At 36.7% G+C, this 4,281-nt stretch carries 4 protein-coding genes; 2 read left to right on the top strand and 2 right to left on the bottom strand.

Annotated elements, in window-relative coordinates; translation table 11 throughout:
- Positions 1-329 precede the first annotated feature (329 nt).
- Positions 330-1,475 carry a low temperature requirement protein A gene (locus HMPREF2918_RS04935; RefSeq protein WP_070594739.1) on the top strand — a complete coding sequence of 382 codons (1,146 nt, stop codon included), beginning with the start codon at positions 330-332 and terminating at the stop codon, positions 1,473-1,475.
- Positions 1,476-2,035: 560 nt separating this feature from the next.
- The gene (locus HMPREF2918_RS04930; protein WP_070594738.1) at positions 2,036-2,566 is read left to right on the top strand and encodes a hypothetical protein; all 531 of its coding nucleotides are present in this window, start codon (positions 2,036-2,038) and stop codon (positions 2,564-2,566) included.
- Between the two features lie 197 nt (positions 2,567-2,763).
- Here HMPREF2918_RS04930 and HMPREF2918_RS04925 read toward each other — a convergent pair whose 3' ends face one another.
- Together HMPREF2918_RS04925 and HMPREF2918_RS04920 are read right to left on the bottom strand one after the other, a co-directional pair.
- Positions 2,764-3,471, bottom strand: coding sequence for an ABC transporter (locus HMPREF2918_RS04925; protein WP_070594737.1), 708 nt, complete (start codon positions 3,469-3,471; stop codon positions 2,764-2,766).
- Positions 3,468-4,148, bottom strand: a complete 681-nt coding sequence (locus HMPREF2918_RS04920) for an ABC transporter ATP-binding protein (RefSeq protein ID WP_070594736.1) — start codon at positions 4,146-4,148, stop codon at positions 3,468-3,470. Before HMPREF2918_RS04920 ends, HMPREF2918_RS04925 begins: the two co-directional genes overlap by 4 nt.
- Positions 4,149-4,281 lie beyond the last annotated feature (133 nt).

Below are 4,281 nucleotides of genomic sequence, written 5' to 3'. Positions count from 1 at the left end.
TGATCCAACTTCTCAGAAAAGAACACTTCATACCCAATATGAACCTGGTTTTATTGAAGCAAGAGATAAATCTCCACTAGAGCTCTTAATTGAAAATAAGGAGCTATTAGATTAAATAAAAAAAGCGAGGATATCCTCGCTTTTCTATTGTAAAATCTTATTCTTCATTATCAATCATCAAACACTCTGCCTGTGAGTTGGTACATGAGGTAAATGTGCTCCAAGGTTTTGACAATTCGCGCCACATAAAGTTATTTAAGCATCTCCTTTTCTCTCATTACCATTTTCTGTTATAATAAATTGTACTTCTAAAATAGAAAGGTCTTAAGATGACAACTCTTATTAAACATAAACGTGTAGAATTTTCAGAACTTTTTTATGACTTAGTTTTTGTTTTTGCAATTTCAAAAGTAACTACTTTAATCGACCATCTTCATAACGGTATTTTGACTTGGAATTCTTTGCTTGATTTTTTCATTGCTATTTTGTTTCTCATCGATTCCTGGATGATTCAAACCGATTATACCAATCGCTATGGAAAGAACTCTTTATTTAACATGGTAATCATGTTTATCAAAATGGGACTTTTACTCTTTATAGCCAATATGATTGGACCTGATTGGCAACAATATTTTCATTATCTCTGTTGGGCTATTGGTACATTAACCCTTACCTTATTTTTTCAATATTTGGTTGAATTTTTTAAAAAATCAACCGATAATGTTCATAGGGAAAGTATCAAAGGTTTTCTATGGATAACAGGTCTACGAAGTTTAGAAATCTATCTAGCAGCTCTTCTTCCTATTTACATTGGAGTCTATATCCTTTATGCTAGTATTCTGCTAACATTTATTACGCCAATTACCTCGATTAATAAAGATAAGCATTACCAGGTAAATCTTCCCCATTTAATCGAGCGCATCTCCCTTCTTGTCATTATTACGTTTGGAGAGATGATTACGAATCTAGCTAACTTCTTTACAATCGAGAATTTCTCGATTTATTCGGTTCTTTATTTCATTATTATGATTTCTCTGTTCTTGTTTTATTTTGGTCAATTCGACCATGCTATTGATGAAAAATCTAATCAAAAGGGGCTATTTCTAATTTACAGTCACTATCCTATTTTCATTGGACTTATGATGATGACTGTATCGATGGGATTTCTTCAGAATCCTGAAGCTAATCGTCTCTTTGCAACCAGCTTCTCTTATATCGGATTTGGCCTCTTTCAAGCTGCTGTCCTAGTAAATGGGCCCTATAACAAACACTATCTTCGCTATTCGAAAAGTTACTACTGTGTCCAAGCGACACTCTATCTGGCTGCCTTTATTCTCTCTTTAATCTTTGCTTCTAATCCTATAATAGTAGTGAGTATAACAACCATTTTAGCTCTAGCTATAGCCATTCATTTTATTTATTTTTATATGACACAGAATAAAAAATATTCCAAATCTAACTGGGAGTTCTTTTAATGAGTTTATAACATAAAAAAAGCTTTGGGAACCAAGGCTTTTTTTTCATTAATTTGTTTTTCCATTTTATCCTCCGATTTGAACTCGCACTGACATTTATTTATAACAACACTATATATCTAGTATGGTATAATCATTAGGTATTATAGGTTTTCAAACAAAATACGAGTCATTCGTTTTTGCCCCACTTTTGCCCCATTTTTAAATCCTGACATTGAAAACACCTAAAAGTATTTCCCTAAAATCAGCTATATTTCAACATTTTTGTTTATTTTCAATATGAAAAGTTCTTACAAATCCATGCAGGGGGCATCTAAATCAACAGGAAAAAGCCTTGAAATCAAGGCTTTTTTGCTTGTCTCAAAAGTATTTGGCTCACTTTTTTAGATACTATAATATAGCGTACAAAGTTAGAATATCCTGCATCATTGTTATTCCATTTAAAATAAAAGCTACCTTTGAACCCTAGCAAACATTTGACAGTTCTTGCCTGAATCCGCTATGATAAGGGTACTTGAAATTCCAAGTTTTCGTTTCATCTTAAATGTAAGGAGTCCAAAATGAAGATCTATTATTCAAAATATATCGGATATGGCTCTCTGGCTTTTGCCTGTGCGCTCTTTATCCACTTAGCTTTTTTATCGATCCTAGGTTTTGAGGGTTTTCCCAAAATCACTTTTATCACTCTCATTCAGATCCTTTTATTTTTGATTGCGATCTATGCAACCATTGCTGGGATCAAAAGACTGACCAGTCGTCAGATCGCCTTTGAGCTGACTTCTGATGGGATCCATGCTTATCAGGGAGTGATTCTGACAAAAGACATCTTTATTCCCAAGGAAGATTTGGTAACTGCAGCCTATAAAGTGGCTGACGTCAGTGACCCAGATCACCAAAATAGTAAAAGTTATTTCATCGAGTTTCAACTGAGGGACAATACTACACTAGAAAATCTCTCAAAATCCAATACCATCATTGATACAGAGCAACATACCGTAAAACTCTTCGTCAATCTTTGTAAATTTAAGGAAGAAGATTGGCAAGATCTTTCCAAGTACTTGACGGACGAATACCGAATAACCGTTTTATAGCAAAGAATAGAGAGTGGGACAGAAATTGGTCATTCGTTAGAATTCGATTTCGTCGTCCCACCTACTCACAGTTGAGTAGGGCTGTAAAAGCTGATGAAACCAGTGTAGTAGAGCTCGCTCAACCACTGCGTCTTGCTCGACAAACCAAAAATAATTGAGAGGCTAGGACTTTTGTCCCAGCCTCTTTTTAACTGCTCTTAGTTCCCCATTTTTCCTTTGGGTACGAGCAGATAGAAAAATAGCAAATTCAATCCAAATACTGCAACAAAGAGCGCCAATTGAGGGACATCGATCGTTTGTTTCTCAGTCAAATCTTGGATCAGCTTTGTATAATAATAGCCTGGGAAAGCCCGTTGTAGCTTGCCAACTAAGTCCATAAATCCTCCACTTGCGCCAAGCGTATCAAAGGGAATAATGGTCATGGCTGCCAAAATAATGACAGGAAAGCCAATGGTATCAATCGTCTTAGCATCTACCCTCACCCCAAGTACAAAGCCAATCACGCTAAAGTAGATCCCCATCAAGGATAGGAGGAAAAATTGTACCAACAGGCTAGTCGTCACCGGAAAATGAAAACCTAGAACAGCAACTACTAGTACTGCTAAAAAGATCAAGCTGTTCAGAATCAGTTGCACGATGCTTTGATCCCATAAATAGTTCTTGACACTATAGCTTGTAAAATGGGATTCAAAAGAATAAAACCCGATATCTGAGGCGATACGCTTACTAAAGGTTGCAAGGCTATTGCCAATGACTCCGATAAAGACGGCAATGCCTAATAAAATACTTGGCGAAACCCCTTTTTGAAGCTGATAAAAGAAGATATACCAGCCTATGGGTAAAATAATGGTGAATAATACAAAGCGCTTATTTCGTAAAACTTGTTTTAATTGAATCTTTCTCATGCTTGTTCCCCTCCTTTATTCATCTCTTCTCGGAAATACTGCTCAATGGTTTGACCATCCTGGTGAATGTCCTCAACAGCTTTTGCGGCAGCAATTCGACCATCTTTTAAAATCAAGACTTTTGTAAAAAAGGCATCAATTTGGTTGAAATCATGGGTCACCACAACAGATGTAAACTCTTGCTGCTCCAGCAATTTCCAAAAATTATCCACTGCTTCCAAGTCCATGCCAGTCGTTGGCTCATCTAAAAAAATTAACTTTGGATGATTCAAAATAGTTACCAACAAGGACAAGCGTCTCTTTTGACCACCGGAAAGACTTCCCACCATCTGCTCTCTTGATTCTCTTAATTCGACCATTTCTAAGAGTCCATTGATATCGGCCTGCTTCACCTGATTCATCCGGCTTTTTAATTCGACGAATTCAGCAACGGTTAGATCCTCGATGAGCAGATCCCCCTGAGGCATCATCCCAATTTCTCTTTGAAAATCAAGCGAATTCTTTATCGTCCCCGAATCGGCCTGGAGCTGCCCAGCGATAATGTTGAACAGGGTACTTTTTCCTGCTCCATTATTTCCCAGCAAGGCAATTTTGTCTCCTTCTTCTATCGAAAAAGACACTCCCTTTAATACAGCTTTCTCCTTAAATGATTTTGTAATAGATGCTACCTGAAACATACGATCCCTCTTTTCTTATTGATCTTGTGTACAGTATACTTCAAAGGGACAGTCTTTGTGGCTCTCTGTCAGAATCGGTCATAAAATCGTCGTGAATGGTCAAAAAAAGAGGCTGGGACAAAAGTCCTAGCCT

Source organism: Streptococcus sp. HMSC065C01 (assembly GCF_001813525.1).
Classification (GTDB): Bacteria; Bacillota; Bacilli; order Lactobacillales; family Streptococcaceae; genus Streptococcus; species Streptococcus parasanguinis_V.
Note: the sequence above shows the minus strand (reverse complement) of the source record. Positions and strands in the feature narration are given on the sequence as shown.